General features: G+C 71.7%; 19 protein-coding genes. 9 read left to right on the plus strand and 10 right to left on the minus strand.

Features of this window, described 5'->3' with window-relative positions; translation table 11 throughout:
• Window positions 1-56: 56 nt before the first annotated feature.
• Window positions 57-863, plus strand: coding sequence for an FAD:protein FMN transferase (locus FF36_RS16570; protein WP_044885983.1), 807 nt, complete (start codon window positions 57-59; stop codon window positions 861-863).
• A 246-nt stretch (window positions 864-1,109) separates the two neighbouring features.
• On the opposite strand, the gene FF36_RS16575 is transcribed toward FF36_RS16570, so the two are convergent.
• The 3 genes from FF36_RS16575 to FF36_RS16585 form a co-directional block, all read right to left on the minus strand.
• Entirely contained in the window at window positions 1,110-1,526 is a 417-nt protein-coding gene (locus tag FF36_RS16575) for a type II toxin-antitoxin system VapC family toxin (RefSeq protein WP_044885984.1), read from the minus strand.
• Window positions 1,526-1,822, minus strand: coding sequence for a type II toxin-antitoxin system Phd/YefM family antitoxin (locus tag FF36_RS16580; protein ID WP_052681171.1), 297 nt, complete (start codon window positions 1,820-1,822; stop codon window positions 1,526-1,528). The genes FF36_RS16575 and FF36_RS16580 overlap by 1 nt, the downstream gene beginning before the upstream one ends.
• Window positions 1,823-1,887: 65 nt before the next feature.
• On the minus strand, window positions 1,888-2,370 hold the full coding sequence (locus FF36_RS16585; protein ID WP_082121972.1) for a MarR family winged helix-turn-helix transcriptional regulator: 483 nt from the start codon (window positions 2,368-2,370) through the stop codon (window positions 1,888-1,890).
• 66 nt (window positions 2,371-2,436) lie between these two features.
• Here FF36_RS16585 and FF36_RS16590 point away from each other — a divergent pair, with 66 nt between their 5' ends.
• Window positions 2,437-3,525, plus strand: coding sequence for an epoxide hydrolase family protein (locus FF36_RS16590; RefSeq protein ID WP_044885986.1), 1,089 nt, complete (start codon window positions 2,437-2,439; stop codon window positions 3,523-3,525).
• A gap of 50 nt (window positions 3,526-3,575) precedes the next feature.
• On the opposite strand, the gene FF36_RS16595 is transcribed toward FF36_RS16590, so the two are convergent.
• The 7 genes from FF36_RS16595 to FF36_RS16625 all read right to left on the minus strand — a co-directional run bounded on the left by FF36_RS16595 (window position 3,576) and on the right by FF36_RS16625 (window position 8,663).
• The gene (locus FF36_RS16595; protein WP_044885987.1) at window positions 3,576-3,923 is read right to left on the minus strand and encodes a hypothetical protein; all 348 of its coding nucleotides are present in this window, start codon (window positions 3,921-3,923) and stop codon (window positions 3,576-3,578) included.
• The gene (locus FF36_RS16600; RefSeq protein WP_044885988.1) at window positions 3,920-4,279 is read right to left on the minus strand and encodes a hypothetical protein; all 360 of its coding nucleotides are present in this window, start codon (window positions 4,277-4,279) and stop codon (window positions 3,920-3,922) included. Before FF36_RS16600 ends, FF36_RS16595 begins: the two co-directional genes overlap by 4 nt.
• Window positions 4,276-4,572: a PadR family transcriptional regulator gene (locus FF36_RS16605; protein ID WP_242418773.1), complete on the minus strand. Its 297-nt coding sequence runs from the start codon at window positions 4,570-4,572 to the stop codon at window positions 4,276-4,278. The genes FF36_RS16600 and FF36_RS16605 overlap by 4 nt, the downstream gene beginning before the upstream one ends.
• 405 nt (window positions 4,573-4,977) lie before the next feature.
• Window positions 4,978-5,319 (minus strand): hypothetical protein, encoded by a 342-nt coding sequence (locus FF36_RS38195; protein WP_236705883.1) that lies wholly within the window; start codon window positions 5,317-5,319, stop codon window positions 4,978-4,980.
• A 419-nt stretch (window positions 5,320-5,738) separates the two neighbouring features.
• Window positions 5,739-7,778 carry a hypothetical protein gene (locus FF36_RS35480; RefSeq protein WP_206778459.1) on the minus strand — a complete coding sequence of 680 codons (2,040 nt, stop codon included), beginning with the start codon at window positions 7,776-7,778 and terminating at the stop codon, window positions 5,739-5,741.
• Window positions 7,779-7,865: 87 nt separating this feature from the next.
• Complete coding sequence (locus tag FF36_RS16620; RefSeq protein WP_044885992.1) at window positions 7,866-8,276, minus strand: hypothetical protein; 411 nt, start codon at window positions 8,274-8,276, stop codon at window positions 7,866-7,868.
• A gap of 3 nt (window positions 8,277-8,279) precedes the next feature.
• The gene (locus tag FF36_RS16625; protein ID WP_044885993.1) at window positions 8,280-8,663 is read right to left on the minus strand and encodes a cupin domain-containing protein; all 384 of its coding nucleotides are present in this window, start codon (window positions 8,661-8,663) and stop codon (window positions 8,280-8,282) included.
• Between the two features lie 447 nt (window positions 8,664-9,110).
• Between FF36_RS16625 and FF36_RS40880 the strand changes: the two genes are divergently transcribed.
• The 7 genes from FF36_RS40880 to FF36_RS16655 all read left to right on the plus strand — a co-directional run bounded on the left by FF36_RS40880 (window position 9,111) and on the right by FF36_RS16655 (window position 12,645).
• On the plus strand, window positions 9,111-9,743 hold the full coding sequence (locus FF36_RS40880; RefSeq protein ID WP_422615096.1) for an AMIN-like domain-containing (lipo)protein: 633 nt from the start codon (window positions 9,111-9,113) through the stop codon (window positions 9,741-9,743).
• Window positions 9,640-9,891, plus strand: a complete 252-nt coding sequence (locus FF36_RS16630; RefSeq protein ID WP_044885994.1) for a type II toxin-antitoxin system VapB family antitoxin — start codon at window positions 9,640-9,642, stop codon at window positions 9,889-9,891. Before FF36_RS40880 ends, FF36_RS16630 begins: the two co-directional genes overlap by 104 nt.
• Entirely contained in the window at window positions 9,888-10,292 is a 405-nt protein-coding gene (locus tag FF36_RS16635; protein WP_044885995.1) for a type II toxin-antitoxin system VapC family toxin, read from the plus strand. Before FF36_RS16630 ends, FF36_RS16635 begins: the two co-directional genes overlap by 4 nt.
• Window positions 10,293-10,474: 182 nt before the next feature.
• Window positions 10,475-11,197 carry a hypothetical protein gene (locus tag FF36_RS16640; protein WP_199865418.1) on the plus strand — a complete coding sequence of 241 codons (723 nt, stop codon included), beginning with the start codon at window positions 10,475-10,477 and terminating at the stop codon, window positions 11,195-11,197.
• A gap of 306 nt (window positions 11,198-11,503) precedes the next feature.
• A complete protein-coding gene (locus FF36_RS38200) occupies window positions 11,504-11,848 on the plus strand; it encodes a hypothetical protein (protein ID WP_044885996.1) in 345 nt (114 codons plus the stop codon).
• A 186-nt stretch (window positions 11,849-12,034) separates the two neighbouring features.
• Window positions 12,035-12,265 carry a hypothetical protein gene (locus tag FF36_RS16650; protein WP_128423324.1) on the plus strand — a complete coding sequence of 77 codons (231 nt, stop codon included), beginning with the start codon at window positions 12,035-12,037 and terminating at the stop codon, window positions 12,263-12,265.
• Window positions 12,262-12,645 (plus strand): hypothetical protein, encoded by a 384-nt coding sequence (locus FF36_RS16655; RefSeq protein WP_044885998.1) that lies wholly within the window; start codon window positions 12,262-12,264, stop codon window positions 12,643-12,645. The genes FF36_RS16650 and FF36_RS16655 overlap by 4 nt, the downstream gene beginning before the upstream one ends.
• The last annotated feature ends 107 nt before the right edge of the window (window positions 12,646-12,752 follow it).

Raw genomic sequence — 12,752 nt, forward strand, 5'->3', positions numbered from 1 at the left:
CGACGAGCGCGCCGAGGCCAGCCGGCCGGACCGGCCGGGTTCACCCCGAGCCGGTGATGGGCACGGTCGTCAGCATCGACGTGCGAACCCCGTTGCCGCCGTCGGCTCTCGACGCGGCGATCGAGACGGCCGTCGCCGTCCTGCATCAGGCGGACGAGGACTTCAGTACGTTCCGGCGGGAGTCCTGGGTGTCGCGGCTGCGGCGGGGCGAGGTCGACCTCGTCGACTGCCCGCAGCACGTGCGCGAGGTGTATCGGCTGGCCGGGCGCTGCCGGGACGCCACCGGCGGCTGGTTCGACCCGGCCTGGCGGCAGGACGGCACTCTCGACCCCACCGGGCTGGTGAAAGGCTGGGCCGCCGATGCGGCCTCCGCCGCTCTGCTCGAGGCCGGCGCCCCGGACCACTGCGTCAACGCGGCCGGCGACCTGCGGATCCGCGGCGCGGCCGGATCGTCAGCCGAGGGATCGTCAGCTGAGGGATCGGGGTCCGGTAAGCCCTGGCGGATCGGCATCGTCGACCCGTTCGATCGGGGCGGGCTGGTCGCAATCGTCGAAGGCACCGATCTCGCCGTGGCCACGTCCGGTATCGCGGAGCGCGGCAGCCACGTCGTCGACCCGTCGACCGGCGCACCCGCGAGCGGTCTGGCCTCCGCGACGGTCGTCGGGCCCGACCTGACCTTGGCGGACGCCTACGCGACCGCGGCGCTCGCCGCCGGGTCGGAGGCGGGCGGCCTGCTCGCCGAGCTCACTCGGGCGGGTTGGGCGTGGCTTACCGTCACGACAACCGGCCGGATCCGCGCCTGCAAGGCCTTTCCCGGCCAACTGGCCGCCCTGAGACAGGAGCCGGGAACGCCGGCACTGTAGCGGGTGGATTCCCTCGGGACGGGCGTGCCCCGCTCGGTCCCGAGGCGTCCGATGTACGGCCTGGCCGCGGCCGACCCGGGCGGCGCGTCCGGGACACCTGGATGCGCTGGCCGAACAAGCGCTGAAGGGAGCGCTGCCTGCCACGATCAGTAGGCAGTACCGGCTTGCGGACGGTACCCAGGCATGTGTCGATCTCCTGCGCGAGCACACCCGCGGAAAGGTGGTCGTCCTCTGCGGCGACGGGATCTAAGTCCCCGAGCCGGGCGACGCCAGCGTCAGGCCGGACGCGCTCACGGCTTCGATGAACAGCTTGTCGTAGCTGAGCACGACGTCCAGGGAGTCTCTGAGCTCGAGTGCTGTCGCCAGGTGGATCGCGTCGAGGGTCCGCAACCGGGCTGGAGGTATGCGGGCCGCGTCGGCGAGCAGCGGTGGCGTGATCTGCATGAGATCCACATCGCTGGAAAGGAAGGACTCCGCCAGGTCGAGCATGGCTGGGTTCACCAGTCTGAGGAGCCGGGTCAGTTCGACTGCCAGCAGGGCCGAGGAGACGAGGCGCAGTGGCGGCTCCTGCTCGACGAGCCACTGACGAAGGTCACCTGACTCCTTCTCGGCGATGAACATCTTCGCCAGGGCGGAGGTGTCGAGATAGATCCGCGTCGGCATCAACCTTCGCCGCGCAGGTCGGCGAGCCATTCGTCGGTGGAACGACCGGTCGGATTGGCCGCCGGCTCCGGTAGATGCGCAAGGTTGAAAGGACCGGTGGCCTGGCGGATCAGGCCGGCGGCGACAAGCTGCTCGTAGCGGTCGTCCTCCGCCGGAACGATCCTCGCGACGATTCTGCCTCGGTCGGTCACCTCGACCGTCGCACCCGCGCGGACCAGCGCGAGGACCCTGGCGGTCCGCTGGGAGAGCTCGCGCATCCCCACCCGAGGCTGACCGTCGTCTGCCGACGCTGTCATGCGCTCCACGTTACTACATGAGCAGCGTTGTATCTCTGCGATCTCATGTCTGCCCGCCAGCCGTGTCAGCGTGCCGAGTGATGATCGTCTATGCGTTGCAGGAGACGGATCAGTTCCGCACGTTCGGTCGGGGTCAGCGGGGCGAGCAGTTCGTCCTGGGTCTGGTCGACGAGCCGGTCCAGGGTGCGCAGCCGGGAGCGTCCGGCCGGGGTCAGCGTGACGATGTTGCGGCGCTGGTCGGTGGGGTCGGGGGCGCGTTCCACGTACGCGGCCTCGGTCAGGCCGCCCAGCACGGCCACCATGTCGCTGCGGTGGATGCCGGTGCGCTCGCTGAGTGCGGACTGACTCGCCGGACCGCCGTCGCGGAGCGTGACAAGCGTCGCGTACTGCCACCGCGTCGCCCCCGCCGCGGTGAGGCGGGCGTGCGAGATCCGGTCCGCGTGCACCGCGCCGCGGCCGAGGAGCCGGGTAGCCAGCGACCGTAGGCGCGCGGGGACGGCAGAGGGGTCGGTCGGCCCGTGGTGGCCGCGTTCCGGCATGGACCGCATCGTAGCGCCTTGCGTTTGTCGCACCAACGATTTACGTTAGTGTTCCGAACGTTAGGAGGACTAACGATGAGGATCGAACCCTTCCGCGTCGACGTGCCGCAGGCCGACCTCGACGACCTGCACGCACGCCTCGACCGCACCCGCTGGCCCGACGAGTTGCCCGGCGCCGGAGACGAGTTCGGCGTGCCGCTGGCCAGGGTCAGGGAGCTGGCCGACCACTGGCGCCGCCGTTACGACTGGCGGGCGGCGGAGGCCGAGCTGAACAGCCATCCGCAGTTCATCACCGAGATCGACGGCCAGCGGATCCACTTCCTCCACGTGCGCTGCCCGCGGCCGGACGCGCTCCCGCTGGTGCTGACCCACGGCTGGCCGGGATCGGTGGTGGAGTTTCTTGACGTGATCGGGCCGCTCTCGGCCGAGTTCCACCTGGTCGTCCCGTCGATCCCGGGCTGGGGCTTCTCCGGCCCGACGCGCGAGCGCGGCTGGGATGTCGACCGCGTGGCACGTGCCTGGGCGGAGCTGATGCGCGGCCTGGGCTACCGGCGGTACGGCGCCCATGGTGGTGACTGGGGGACATCGGTGTCCCGGGCGCTGTCGCAGCACGACGCCGAACACGTCGTCGGGATCCACCTCAACTATCTCCCGACCCCACCGTTGCCCGGCGACCCGGACCGCGCCCGGCTGGCCCAGGGAGACCAGGAGCGGCTCGCCCAGACCGAGGCCTACCTGCGCGACCAGCCGGCGGTTCGGAAGATCAACGGCACCCGGCCGCAGACCCCGGCGTACGCCCTCAACGACTCGCCGGTCGGGCTGCTCGCCTGGCTGCTCGACCCGATGACGATGTGGGCGGCCCCGGACTTCTCGATCAGCCCCGACCGGGTGCTCACGAACGTGACGCTCTTCTGGCTGACTGGCACCGCCGGCTCGGCACCGCGCCTGCACCGGGAGACCGGCGGGCCGCCATCGTGGCGGACCGTCCAACCGGTGGGCGTCCTCGTCCTGCCCGAGGACATCACCCGCCCGATCCGTCCGTACGCCGAGCGGCGGATGCCGATCGCCCGGTGGACGGAGGCCGACCGTGGCGGGCACTTCCCGGGGCTTGAGGTACCCGAGCTGCTCGCCGCCGACATCCGTGCCTTTTTCCAGAGCCTGTGAGGCCGACAGCCCCGGCGTGCGATTGCCCGTCTGACGACGCGAGGGCTGCCTCATGCTCGCTGGTCGGGTCTCCGCTTCAACCAGCGGAACAGCGACAGGCCCGTCAGGAACAGGACGAGGACGGCGGGACCGACGTGCACGGTGATGAACCCAATGTAGTGAGGGCCGCCCCAGGCTCGTCGGTAGGTCTCGGGACGGCCGGGGTGCTCGGTGGCGAGGATGTATCCGGCCCGTGCGACGAGGAAGGCACCGGCCGCCAGGAGGAGAAGGCGAGCCGCCGCGCGCCGTAGTCGGGCGCCCCAGCCACCGGCCGGCGGTGGCGCGGGCCGGCGTGCCACGATCAGGCCCAGCGTGATCAGGCCCGCCGCGACCAGCGCCGCTACGAGCAGGCCCGTCACGCCGGTTCGTGATCGCGGCGCCGGAGACGCCGCCTGGTCGCGGAGCCGGTCACCAGCGCTGTCGGTGCCAGAACCGCCACCAGCGCCAACGCCCGGAGCGGGGTGGTCGGAGCCCAGAGGATGTTGTCGGTCAGCCCTGCCCGCGAAGCCATGGCTTCGACGGCGGCCGTCGCGAGTACCGATCCCGCGATCTGGGCGACGCGTGGCCTGGCCCGGAGGCGGAGCCCGACGGCGTGGCGCAGGACGTCGACGATGGCGGCCAAGGTAAGTGGAGTCTCCTGGAGGAGCGCGGCGAACTCGTCGCCGTAGCGCGCCCGCCACGGCTTGGGATACAGGGCGAGAAGGAGACGCCTCATGCCTGGGCCAGCCGTGACTGCCCGGTCTGGATGACCCGGGACCAGGTCGCCAACTGGGCGGCCAGTGCCGCTCTCCCCGCCGCCGTGATCTCGTAGGGGCGGCGGCGATCGTCGCTGGGCAGTGCGGCGATCAGGCCGCGCTCCACCAGCTTGGTCAGTGAGCCGTACAGGGTGCCGGGACCGAGCCGGACCCCGGTCTGCTCCAACACATCCGCGGTGATCGCGTAACCGTGTTTGGCGCCGTCGCTCAGTGACAGCAGGACCAGAACTCCCGGCTCGCCGAAGCGTGCCAAGCCCTCATCTCGTTGGAATCTCGCCATGCGATGCATCGTATGGCNTAGTAGTGGGGGGCGGCAAAGCGCGAAGCGGCCCTGAACTCTCGGACTCGCGGCGACCGCGATGTCACTGCTCGGACGCCGGCGATCGCGAGACGAGGGGCGACGACGCCCACCGTGCGGTGGCCCGACCGGCGATGCAACGGTTGCGCTGGTCTCCCCGTCGGGGACGGACCCGTGCCCGCGCTCCAGGCCACGCTGGCACCCCGGATGGGCTCCCATTCGGGGCGTGGCCGAGGCGGCGGGAGTGGACCACTGACCGTCACCGGCCACGCGGAACCCGTCAAGGTAGTGAAGCGGACTGGTCAGGGTTCGGAGTTGCCCAACACGTCAACTCGCGGCCTGACCCACGTGGCCTGGCGGTCAGATCCGGTCGGCCACCGTGCGCGCCAGGCCCTCGAGTGGCCCGCGGTTTTCCGCCGGGTCATTGCTACGCACCAGGTCGATGGATACCCAGAAGTCGGCCTTCTTGACGAAGACCGCGTAGTCCTCGATATAAGCCTCGTCGCCGATGCCCGACAACGGTCGGAGCTCGTGGCCGATGCCGCGCTCGGCGGTGAGATAGTCCTTTGCCGTTTCCCCGACGAAGACTTCCACCTGGGTAGTCGGACCGCTGGGTGGCGCTGAATAGGTGCACTTCTCCGCTACCGACACGGGGCTGTTGAGCGACGTGCCGGCAAGGTGCTCGGCCTCCTGTCTGGACACGATCGCGCAGGGGTTCACTGCCGCGCTGGCCGCCGGCGTCGCTGGTGTCCCACTCTTCGATGCCCCGGTGGCCGCCGCGCCCTGGTGTCCGGCTGCGGGCGAAGGCGCAGTGTCCCCACTCGAGGGCGCAGCAGCCCCATTCGAGGGGCCGCATCCGGACAAGCCGAGCGCCACGAGGACCGCGAGCGCTGGCAGTGTTCCGCGGGCGGCGACGTGAATCCGATTCATCACAGGACGAGCCATCCGAATCCCCCACTTGTCGGCGCCCGCCGACGCACCCCCACGCCGGACAGACACGGTGAACTTACTCCTGGCCTGTCCGTGGCGAGGACGACCAGCACAGGCCCGGTAGCCGGGCCAGGGTGGCCCGGCTGTGGGAGCGCGGTCCGGCCCCGCACGAACCTCCTCCCGCGTCGGCGTCAGGTCGAGGATCGGCCGGTGACCCAGCGGACCGGGCGGCTCGGGTCGGGGTCGTAGCGGCAGGTGGTGCCGGTGCGCACGGTGTCGCGCAGCAGCCTGGCGACCGCGGGGTCGATCCGGTCGATCCGGTCGACGGCCGCGACGATGGCCTTGCGAACGGCGACGCGGGCGCGTTCCCGGGTGGAGCCGGCACGGCGGCGGCGTCCGCCGAGCCCGGTCGCGGCGGCCAGTTCGTCGAGCAGGGCCTGCCGTTCGAGGCGCGCCCGCTCCAGCCGTACGGGGTCGGCCCAGGCATCCGCCTCGGCCAGGTCGGCGTCGATCTCGGACAACCGGCGCCGGTACGCCGCGAGAGCCTGGGCGTCGAGAAGCTCGCCGGCGTCCGAATCCCCGACGCCGGCGCCGGCATGACCCGCGACCGCGTCGGAGAGGACGAGCGCGCTGATGTCCTGGCCGGGCCGCTCGACGAGATGGCGCAGGTAGTGCAACCCCTTGACGCCCGGAATCGCGACGGCCGTGTCGCGCGGGCCGACGGTCCAGACGTCCGCGGGGCCCGGCTGGAGATGGATCACCAGAACCGGGGCGGCGGGCGTCGTGGTGCTGGGCGTCGTGGTGCTGGGCGTCGTGGTGCTGGGCGTCGTGGTGCTGGGCGTTGGGGGGCTGGGCGTCGTGGGGCCGGGCGTCGTGGGGCCGGATGTCGTGGTACCGGGCTCGCGCGGGCTGCCGACGTCCCTGTCGCCGGCAGCGGGACCGGACTCCACCAGGCGGCCGGCCCACCAGGCGGCGCCGACGCGCCGGTAGGCCGTCAGGGCGCTGTGCCGCCAACGGGCGGCGTCGGCTCGGCCCAGCCGGCGACAGGCCTGGTGGAGATAGTCGTCGACGACGCCGTGGAAAGTCACCGCCCCGGCGTTGAGGACACCCCGGCCGGCGTACGGCTCCAGCAGCGCGACACCCTCATCGCAAAGATCGTCCAGTCGCAGTGCCGCGGCGACCTGCACCAGGCACCCGACGGTGAGCAGGAAGTCGACGTCACGGGCGACCGTGTGCAGGCCGGGTCCGGCCAGCTGTAGGGCCAGCCGCTCGGCGCGATCGGGCTCGCCGGCTTCCAGCCAGAACACGGCCGCCTCGGCGGTCACCGACGGGATGCCCTCGGCGGTCCCGAACGCCTCGAATCCCGCGGCCTCCTGCCGCAACGCCTCCCGGTCGCCGGCCTGCAGGGCACGGTCGGCGGCGAGGCTGTGCAGCACCGCCTCCCGGTCCGGCTCGGCGAGCGCGGCGCCGAGCTCGCGAGTCCGGGCGATGAGATCGTCGGCGCGGGCCAGGTCGGCGGTGGCCAGGGCGTGCATGGCTCGGCGGGACACGGCGAAGAACGCATCGCGCGGCGAGGCTGAGTCCGCCGCCAGGAGCTCCAGGGCCCGCAGCTGCCGCTGGACCGCGATTACGTCCAGCGCCTCCCAGGCCGCGGTCAGCCGCCACAGGTGCGCCGAGAGCCGCACCCCCGGGTCCGCCTGGTGCGCGGCGGCGTCCTCCAGCCTGGCCGCGAGCCTGGTCCGCTCCCGGTAGTCGTCGGGCCCCCACCGCGCCGACAGCGCCGCGTCGAGCGCATCGGCGAGCAGGGCCGGGTCCCCGATGTCGGTGGCGAGCCGTTCGGCCTGTCGGGCGAAGCCGCCGGCCCGGCCGGCATCGCCGCCGTAGACCCAGGCACGGGCGAGCGCCGCGGCCAGCCGGCAGCGGGTCGAGGGCGCGACGGCCACCGCATACGCCTCGTGCAGCAGCGCCGGCACCTGCCCCGGATGACTGCCGAACCGCTGCGTGGACGGCAGCCCCAGCGCCGCCGCGGCCATGGCCTCGACGTCACCCGCCGCGCGCGCCGCCGCGGCCATGGCCTCGACGTCACCCGCCGCGCGCGCCGCCGCGAACGCCTCGACGTAGGACGCCCGCCTCGCGTCGACGTGATCCTCGCTGCGGGCAGCGGCGGCGTCCGCCGGGGACGGCACCTCGGCCGTGGACGCGGCGGCAGACTCCGTCCGCGCCCCGTCCACGGCCGGGCTGTTCACGGCTGAGAGTGTATGGCGGCTGATCCGCCGCCGGGACCTCGTCCGCCGCCGGGTGAGGATCGAGGCATGCCGTCAGGGCCGGGCCAGGCGCACCTGGGCCGCATGCCGGGCCACCAGCGCGCTGTCCCAGTCCCCGGTGCAGTAGACCGTGAGGGCGCAGACCGCGCCGTCGGTGACGTCGGCTCGGATCAGTTCACGGCAGTACCACGTCTCCGCGCCCTGCTCCCATTCCTCCTCGACCTCGAGGAGGAAGCCGCCGCCGGTCACGTCGAACCGGGATCGCGGCACCCGGCCGGACACCGGATGCCCGGCCTTGCGCAGCGCGACCGACTCCTCAAGGCCGACGGCCTGCAGCCGCCACAGCGGCACGTTCAGATCACAGAACACGTCCGGCGTGAACAGGCCGTCCGGCGGGGTGTTCGTCTCCAGGAAGACCACGAGCTTCTCCGCCAGCTCCCGGGCCGTCGCCTCGTCGAGAGTCATCGCCTACTCACCGCTCTCGGACTGTGCCTGCATGTTCGCGGACACGACGGCCATCGTCGCCCGCATCTCGGCCGACGGGCTGAACTCGACCACCTGCGTGCCGGCCGTCACCTCCGGGGTGTGACCGGGCGGGGCATAGTAGGCGTCGCCCGCCACGTAGGTCTCCTCCCGGTCGGCGTAACGCAGCACGAACCGGCCGGACAGCACGAGTCCCCAGTGCTGGCACTGGCAGCGGTCGTCGGGCAGGCCCCGGAACACCGGCGCCCCGTCCGCATCCGCCTCGAACGTCTCGAATCCAACCGTGAAACCGTCAAGGTCGACGTATCGACCCTTGATGACGGGCGAGTCCACCAGCAGCGGGGCTTCGTCCTTACAGGTGCGCGGCATGACCTACCTCCCATGTTCGTCGACGCCGTCACCTGCTCCGGCGTGAAACCCGGCGTCACATCGTGACCCGCGACCGCACGACCCGGCCGCACCCGGCCCACCGTGCGGCCCGCAGCGCGGCCCGCCGTGCCCGCAACTGGTCGACGGGCCGCAACCGGAACCCGGGCTGGTCGGTACAGGCCGCGCGGGTCGGCCGGCGGAACCGGCGCGTCCCCCGGCATCACGGCGACCAGGCCGTCGAACAGCGCTCCCGGGACCGGAGAAACCCCGCTGCAAACCCCGCCGCGGGCAACACCGAGCGCACGGCTCAGCCCGCGTCCGACGCCTACCGCGCCGGCCACGATCCGGGTGATCTCCTCGCGGGTCGCGTACCAGTGGCAGTGGCCCAACGCTTCCGGGAACGGTGGGTCGGTCGCCCACCCGTACGACGGCCCGACGCCGAACCTGGTGGGAATCGCCGCGATCGGTCATCGTCAGAACGGTCGGCCCGCCGGCTACGACCGGATCGCCTTCACCTTCCGCGGGGCGTCGTTCCCCACCTACGAGTTCCGCTGGGTGGCCAGGAGCGAGCTCACCCAGGCGGACGGTCGGGTGGTGCCGATAGCCGGTGACGACGTCCTGCGAATCCTGTTCCTGCGCGCGAGCATCGACCTCACCGCGCCGCGGCGTGCTTCCGTCGCCGGCCTGGCCGATGTCGTCGAGTACGCGGTGGCCGACACCGAGACGCCCAACTTCTCGGTGGGGGTCGGCGTGCATCGGGAGATCTCGGGAGATCTACGAGTCGAATCCGCAGACCGGCGTGCGGGTGACGGAGATCCACGCGATGGTCCGCGGCCAGGAGCAGTGGGTCGTCGCCTTCGACGTGGGCCCGAACTGAGAAGCCGCTCCCGGCCCGAAGTCCGCGCGGCGGGCGGCGATCCGGCCAGTCGGTGTAGCATGGTGGAACTTGGAGCTTCCATGGTGGACGGGGTCGGAGATGGCGCTGAACATCAAGAACGAGGAGGCGCAGCGGCTCAGCCGCGAGTTGGCCGAGTTGACAGGGGAGACCATCACAACGGCCGTGACCGTGGCCATCCGTGAACGTCTGGACCGGATTCGTGCTGATCGCGAGTCGGGTGAACGGCGAGCCGCCCGCATCGTGGACCTTGGCCGCCAGATAGCGTCGGCGGTTTCCGCCTCTACTATGAGCATCGACGACCTCTATGATGATTATGGTTTGCCGGCATGATCGTGGACTCTTCCGCACTCGTCGCCATCATCCGAGCGGAGCCCGAGGCGCCTCGTTATGCCGCTGCCCTGGCCAACGCGGCCAGCCCGGCGATGTCAGCCGTGAATTACGTGGAGGCCGCGGTCGTCGTCGATTCGGTCCGTGACCCGGTCGCCAGTCGGCGGTTTGACGAACTCGTCAGGGTGGCTGACATAGAGGTGGTCGCGGTCACCGCGGAGCACGCGGCTCTGGCCAGGCAGGCGTACCGGGACTTTGGCCGGGGGAGCGGTAGCCCTGCCCGGCTGAACTTCGGTGACTGCTTTGCGTATGCGCTCACGGCCGCGCGGCGGGAGCCGCTGCTGTTCAAGGGCCTGGACTTCATCCACACCGACCTGGTGGCGGCCGACCTTCCCAACCGATAGCAGCGGTTGTGCGGTGAGGCTTCCCCTGAACCAGATCGACTGTGCTCCGGCATGCCGGCGGGAGCCGGCTGGCCTCGGTGCCGTGCCACCGCGGGAGCCGGCACCGCCCCGTCGTGGGACATTCGCTCGGTCCGGGCTACGGTGACGTGGTGGGACTGCATCTGAGCATGGACAGGTTCCCGGTGTCGGATACCACCGCTTTCGCGCGCGCGCAGATCGAGATACTGGCCCGCTCCGGCTGGAACACCTGCGAGTCCGTACGCGAGGGCACCGAAAGAGCCGGTCTTCCGGTGCCCTCGGCGGAATACCTGCGGGACGCTTTCACCCCGGACCAGTGGGATCGGGCACGCCGCGCGACGGTCGCGCTGTCCACTCATTTTGCCGACGCCCGGTTCGCCGACGCGGCCGTCTACGGCATCCTGCTGGTGCCCGATCCCGGCCGGCTCGACACCCGCGGCGGGCTCGACCCGGCTGTCCGCCGGGATCAGACCGGCTCGGACGCCGGCGATGTCGTGGACCGTGCTCTGCCGGCGGGCGAGGTGGCCGTCGAACCCGGGGTCCCGTGGACGATGGTCGCCACGATCACCGGCGCCGCAGGCATCCACCTCGGCAGCTACAACGACATCGTGAACGGCCCGGAGGCGGCGTACACCGTGGCGGGCGTCGACACCCGCCGTCTCATGGTCCGGCAGATCTGGGGGGCCCGGGTGTTGCAGAGCGGCGCCCAGCTGCCCGACTGCGAACAGGCAGGACACTGGACCTTCACGCTTCTGCCCGGCGAGCCGATGGTCAAGGGCCGCGCCGTGTCGGGGACCGTCCTGTACAACCGGGTCCGCTTCCGGCTGGGCAGCCCGAGCCGGGGTATCGCGGTGGTCCGGGCGTGCCCGGCACTGGTAATCAGTTGATCGCCGTGCGCACCGGCCCGCCACGGCGCCGCTGTGGGTTGTACTCGCGGCGGCGCCTGCCAGTGGGAGGCCCGGCCGCCTGACGGCTCACCGGCAGCGATGGACGTGCCTACCCACCCACGCACCGGCCGAATGCCGTGCCGGGCGTTAACCGCCCACGCCTCCAGCCCGGGCCCTCCTCACCCTGGCCGAGCGAGTCAGGGCGTCGGCGCGGGCGCGGGGACCGGCGGGCCGCAGTCAGACCGGCCGCGGTCTGTTCCAACACATTCGTGGCGATCGCGTAACCGTGTTTGGTGCCGTTGCTCAGTGACAGCAGGAGAAGCTGCCCTGAACTCTCGGACTCGCGGCGACCGCGATGTCACTGCTCGGACGCCGGCGATCGCGAGACGAGGGGCGAGGGACGACGACGCGGACGAGCTGCTGGCGAATGACCTGCTGGCCACCGACCATCGGTGGCCGAGCCGCCGTCGCCGGACCGCCTGGACCACGTTCGCCACCCGGGGCGACCCTGGCTGGCCGGCCCACGATTCCGCCCGACGCCTCACCAAGGTCTTCGACACCGCCTCGCTCGTCACCGCCTACCCGGAGGAGCGATCCCGGCTGATCTGGCAGGACCACTCCTTTCCGCCCCTCCTCCTGCGCGTGATGTGAGGACTGTCCGGCGGGCGCGACAGTCCTGACCGCGATCGGGCTCGCCCACGGCGATGGCAGAGCCGCCGATTACCCACCGCCGCCCCTGATCCCTCCTGCCCGGCAGACATCGTGGACGAGCCACACCGAGATGACATACCGCGGTAGTTGCTACCCCGGTATTCTGGAGCGGTGAAGGTCGACAAGATGAGCGTCTCGTTCGACGGCGAACTGGGCGACGCGGTTCGGGACGCCGCCCGGCGCGCTGGCGTCGGGCTGTCGGCCTGGCTCGCGGGCGCCGCTGCCGCGAAGCTTCGAGCCGATGCCCTCGCCGAGTTCCTTGACTCGTGGGAGACGGCAAACCCGGCGTTGACGCCGGAGGAACTGGCGCGGGCTGAGCGCGAGCTGGGCCTGCGCGCGGATCAGTCGGCGGCGTGAGCGCGCTCGTTCTCGACGCGGGCGCGCTTCTGGCTGTCGAGCGCGGCGATCGGGAGATGGTCGCCCGACTCCGGGTTGCGCAGCAGCGGGGCATCGGGCTACGGAGCAACGCCGTCGTCGTTGCCCAGGTCTGGCGGGATCACGCCGGGCGGCAGGCCGCGCTGACCCGCCTGCTACGCGCGGTGGAGGTGTGCACCGTTGACGACCGGACCGGCCGCGATGCCGGTGTGCTACTTGGCCGCACCGGTACCTCCGATGTGGTTGACGCGATGGTCGCCCTGCTCGTCCGCCCAGGCGACCGCATCCTGACCAGCGACCCCAAGGACATTACCCGGCTCGTTCAGGCGGGCGGCGTACCAGCCGTGGTGGTGCGCTGCTGACAACCCACCAGCCGGCTTCCCGCGGCGGACGATCCGCTGACGAACGATGCGGGTGCAGTCGCTCTGCCGGTTGATCCTGGACTCCTACGACGGCGACGTGGCGGCGG

It is taken from the genome of Frankia torreyi, assembly GCF_000948395.1.
Taxonomy (GTDB): domain Bacteria; phylum Actinomycetota; class Actinomycetes; order Frankiales; family Frankiaceae; genus Frankia; species Frankia torreyi.

Coding starts and splice junctions, on each gene's coding strand:
- FF36_RS16625 (WP_044885993.1), bottom strand. CDS start 8,663: ATGCCGCGCACCTGTAAGGACGAAGCCCCGCTGCTGGTGGACTCGCCC.
- FF36_RS16620 (WP_044885992.1), bottom strand. CDS start 8,276: ATGACTCTCGACGAGGCGACGGCCCGGGAGCTGGCGGAGAAGCTCGTG.
- FF36_RS16575 (WP_044885984.1), bottom strand. CDS start 1,526: ATGCCGACGCGGATCTATCTCGACACCTCCGCCCTGGCGAAGATGTTC.
- FF36_RS16590 (WP_044885986.1), top strand. CDS start 2,437: ATGAGGATCGAACCCTTCCGCGTCGACGTGCCGCAGGCCGACCTCGAC.
- FF36_RS16585 (WP_082121972.1), bottom strand. CDS start 2,370: ATGCGGTCCATGCCGGAACGCGGCCACCACGGGCCGACCGACCCCTCT.
- FF36_RS16580 (WP_052681171.1), bottom strand. CDS start 1,822: ATGACAGCGTCGGCAGACGACGGTCAGCCTCGGGTGGGGATGCGCGAG.
- FF36_RS16570 (WP_044885983.1), top strand. CDS start 57: ATGGGCACGGTCGTCAGCATCGACGTGCGAACCCCGTTGCCGCCGTCG.
- FF36_RS16635 (WP_044885995.1), top strand. CDS start 9,888: ATGATCGTGGACTCTTCCGCACTCGTCGCCATCATCCGAGCGGAGCCC.
- FF36_RS16630 (WP_044885994.1), top strand. CDS start 9,640: ATGGCGCTGAACATCAAGAACGAGGAGGCGCAGCGGCTCAGCCGCGAG.
- FF36_RS16650 (WP_128423324.1), top strand. CDS start 12,035: ATGAGCGTCTCGTTCGACGGCGAACTGGGCGACGCGGTTCGGGACGCC.
- FF36_RS16600 (WP_044885988.1), bottom strand. CDS start 4,279: ATGAGGCGTCTCCTTCTCGCCCTGTATCCCAAGCCGTGGCGGGCGCGC.